The following is a 3,422-nucleotide window of genomic DNA, read 5'->3' as shown; positions in this document are numbered from 1 at the left end:
GAACGGCGACTTCGAGGCGGACTGGAGCAAATACCACCGCTGGAGCTTCGAGTGGACGGCGGACGAGATCAGCGACGTGATCTCGCTGCACGCGGGGCAGGACGTGGGCAGGGTGCTGGCGATCAACGTCCTGGAGCGCTCCAACAGCGGGCGCGTGAAGCGGATCGAGTACGTCACCGAGGCGGGGACCTTCTACGACACGAAGGATCACGTCCGCACCTCGCTCAAGTACATCAACGCCAGCGGGACGATGAGCAGCCTGCTGAGCACGCTGTTCGTCATCGAGCCCGTGGTGAACCGCAGGACGGGCGAGGTGGTGGGCTTCGAGGCGTTCGGCGGCGGCTGGGGCCACGGCGTGGGCCTGAACCAGACGGGCGCCACGGGCATGGCCGAGAAGGGCGCCACCTTCGACGAGATCATCCGCTTCTACTACCAGGGCGTGGAGCTCACCAAGTGGTACTGATCGGCTGATCCACCGGACCTGATTTCGGCGGATGAAAACCGCCCGCGGGGACGCTCCCCGCGGGCGGTTTTTCGTGCTCCCAATATCCTCACGTTCGCGGACACCGCGCGGAAAACTGGACGGAAAACCGTGCTGCCGGTGGCGGAGTTGGCACGGACAACCCGTACACCCTTGACGGGTGGCCACGGTGTTTACATCGTTGGCGGCGAAAGGCAGCACGCATCCCGTTCACCCGCACCCCGCGAGCGTCCATGAACCGGATCTTTGACCGGCTGCACCTCCGTCCCGGCCTCTCCGCCTTTTTGTGGGGCGCCGCGCACGTGCTCGACATGGGCGGCACGCTGGCCCGCGACCGCGGCCGCTTTGGCCAGGGTCCGGCCGGCGACCTGCTGGCCCTGCGCCAGGACTGGGAGCGCGCGACCCACGCCGCGTGGCGGTACTATGGGCAAGCGCCGGAATAACCCCGAGCCGCCGCCCCTGACCCTCGAGCTCCCGGTTGTTCACGTGCAGCCTCCGGTTCGTCTGGACGGACGGCCGGGGGCTTTCCTGCGCCCGGATGGCGGTCTGCCGCCGGGCTTGCACCGGGTGGTAGCCATGGAGGGGCCCATCCCCATGCCGGAGACCCTGGCGGAGTACGAGACGATGATGCCCGGGCTGGCGCCGCGGATCGTGGACTGGGCGGAGCAGGAAGCCCGGCACCGGCGCACGGTGGAGCGCTCGATGCTCTGTATGGCGTGGGGTGGGCTGTGGTGCGCCCTGCTCGTCTCGCTCACGACCATCGGAGGCGGGATGGCGCTGGCGTGGCAGGGCCGCAGCACCGTGGGGCTGGTGGGGGTCGTGGGGGCCGTGGCGGGGCTGGTGATCGTGTTCGTCGCGGGCCGGCGGCGCGTCCCGCTCTCCGCGTTCCGCGTCGAGCCGCAGATTCGCCGCGAGCCGCGCGAGGCGGCCGCCTGATCGCGGACCGGTGCCTCGTGAACCTGCGCGAAAGAGTCGAGAGGAGGATCGCGAGTTGAGCAGACGTCTTCGCCTCGCCGAGCGTCTGCGCCTGGCGCTTCCCCACGCGTGGTCCGTTCTCGTGGGCGTAGGGTGCATCCCGGCGTTCGGCTGGTATACCCTGGTGCGGATGGATACCGACGTGGGCGCGTGCCGCCACGCGTACGCCCGGGCCCGCACGGCCGCCGACTCGGCCGTGGTGGACAACACGCTGGTGGGCCCGCGGTACAGCGACGCCACCTGCCGCCGGCTGCGCGCGCAGGGACGGCTGGCGGAGCCCGCCGGCTTCACGAAAAGATAATGCTGGTGCTCCGGGGGGGAGCACTACATATTGTGCTGGGCAGCGGTGATCAGGGCTCCGGATCGCAATCCCTGGTTGCACCCCGCCCGCGAGCCACATCTGAAACACCTGAACCCCAGGAACGGTACAATCGATACGTGACCGCCGCACGCGTGATACGCGGCGGCGGCGATCATGGCACCGAAGTTTCTTAACGTTTCCATCCAGACGGCCACATTCCCGCGTGCGCAGCTCGCGAGAGGCGCACACGGGACGCACACAGGGCGGACCCGTTCCGCCGCCTCCTTCCCCACCGGGAGCCTACGTGCGAGGAAACGGACAGGGCGGATCGCTGCAGCGGGAGCTGGAGCACCGCATCAAGACCGGACGGTGTGTGTACTGCCGGGCCCCCGCGGCCCCGGACCGGCCCCTCACCCGGGAACACGTCATTCCCCAGGCCCGCGGCGGCCGAAGAAAAGACGCCCGCATCATCGTTCCCGCCTGCGCGCCCTGCAACCAGCGGCGCGGCTGCCAGGAAGTCGTCCTCTTCCTCCTCGCCCGTCCGCGGCGAATTCTCGCTTTCCTCGATTATCTCGCCACCCTGCCGCCCGACACCGTGCGGCAGATCGACGTGCGCGTGTTCGCCGAGCTGTACGCGGCCGTGTGGCTGCTGGCCGAGAGCGCGCACGGGGGTGAGCCGTGGCGCACGCAGCTGCGCCGCCTGTGCGCGGGCCGGCGCCTGCACCGCCGTCGCTACGCGGCGCGTCGCATCGTCACGGCGGCGGCGGTGCGCATCGAGCGGGCGCGCGACCGCGCGGCATCGTACGCCGGCCCCAGCTGTCCCATCCCGGCCGCGCTGCGGGCCGACGAGGACGGTCGCCACGCCGACACCATCGCGCGGGGGATGGCCACGCTCATCGGCACGCTGGCGCTGGTGTGGGAGGCGTCCGCGGACCAGGTGCACGAGGAGCTGGAGCGCGAGCGGCGCCGGGCGCATCGCACCATCGGCGAGCGTCATCCTGGCCATCCGGCGCTCGCCACGGAGCCCGCGGATGACGAGGAGGACGACGACGATGCGCGCGTCGTCTCCCTGGACGGGTGGAAGCGCCGGGGACGGGGCCGGCGGCGGCGCAGCCGGGTGGATGCAAAGGGGCGGCGTGGGGCCGCGCGGGGTCGGGGGCGGGCTGCGTAGGGAATAGGGAACAGGGAATAGGGAATAGCCTGCAACGACGAGAGGGGCGGCGCTTCGTGCGCCGCCCCTCTCGTCGTCAGCGCCGATGCGTCAGCGCATGGGGCCGCGGAAGTCGCGGCCGTAGCCGCGATACTCGCGGTCGTACTCGTAGCTGGGCTCGCGCTCCCAGCCCATGGGCAGGCCGCCGCCGCGCCAGGTGCGGCTGCCGCCCTGCGTGCTGTACTGGCGCCAGTACCCCGTGCTGTCGACGATGCGGTCCTCCACGTCGCCGCCAAACGGCATGTAGTTGGTGCGCAGCTGGTTGGGCTCGGGCCGCACGTACTCCATGTTGTACCGCTGCGTGACCCGGTTGGGCAGCGCGGGGTGACCGAAGTACCCGCGGTCGTAGCTGGCGCCCACGTGCCGCACGCGCACGGGCGGCCGCTGCGGCGCCGTTTCGCGGTATCCGCGCAGGCCAAAGTCGTAGCCCCGCGCCGGCCCCCGTCCTCCCTGGC

The 3,422-nt window shown here is 71.0% G+C and carries 4 protein-coding genes and 2 pseudogenes; 5 read left to right on the top strand and 1 reads right to left on the bottom strand.

What is annotated here, in order from left to right; genetic code table 11:
* The 5 genes and pseudogenes from VFZ20_RS10745 to VFZ20_RS10725 form a co-directional block, all read left to right on the top strand.
* Positions 1-463: pseudogene (locus tag VFZ20_RS10745) on the top strand (hypothetical protein); the annotation flags it as partial.
* Between the two features lie 251 nt (positions 464-714).
* Positions 715-924, top strand: a complete 210-nt coding sequence (locus VFZ20_RS10740) for a hypothetical protein (protein ID WP_329683870.1) — start codon at positions 715-717, stop codon at positions 922-924.
* Between the two features lie 133 nt (positions 925-1,057).
* Positions 1,058-1,417, top strand: a complete 360-nt coding sequence (locus VFZ20_RS10735) for a DUF2335 domain-containing protein (RefSeq protein WP_329683869.1) — start codon at positions 1,058-1,060, stop codon at positions 1,415-1,417.
* Positions 1,418-1,472: 55 nt separating this feature from the next.
* Complete coding sequence (locus VFZ20_RS10730; protein ID WP_329683868.1) at positions 1,473-1,757, top strand: hypothetical protein; 285 nt, start codon at positions 1,473-1,475, stop codon at positions 1,755-1,757.
* A gap of 304 nt (positions 1,758-2,061) precedes the next feature.
* Positions 2,062-2,928 (top strand): HNH endonuclease, encoded by an 867-nt coding sequence (locus VFZ20_RS10725; protein WP_329683867.1) that lies wholly within the window; start codon positions 2,062-2,064, stop codon positions 2,926-2,928.
* 90 nt (positions 2,929-3,018) lie between these two features.
* Here VFZ20_RS10725 and VFZ20_RS10720 read toward each other — a convergent pair.
* Positions 3,019-3,422, bottom strand: a pseudogene (locus tag VFZ20_RS10720) (hypothetical protein); the annotation flags it as partial.

The sequence above is a fragment of the Longimicrobium sp. genome (genome assembly GCF_036280135.1).
Classification (GTDB): Bacteria; Gemmatimonadota; Gemmatimonadetes; order Longimicrobiales; family Longimicrobiaceae; genus Longimicrobium.
This window is presented reverse-complemented; position numbering and strand designations above follow the sequence as displayed.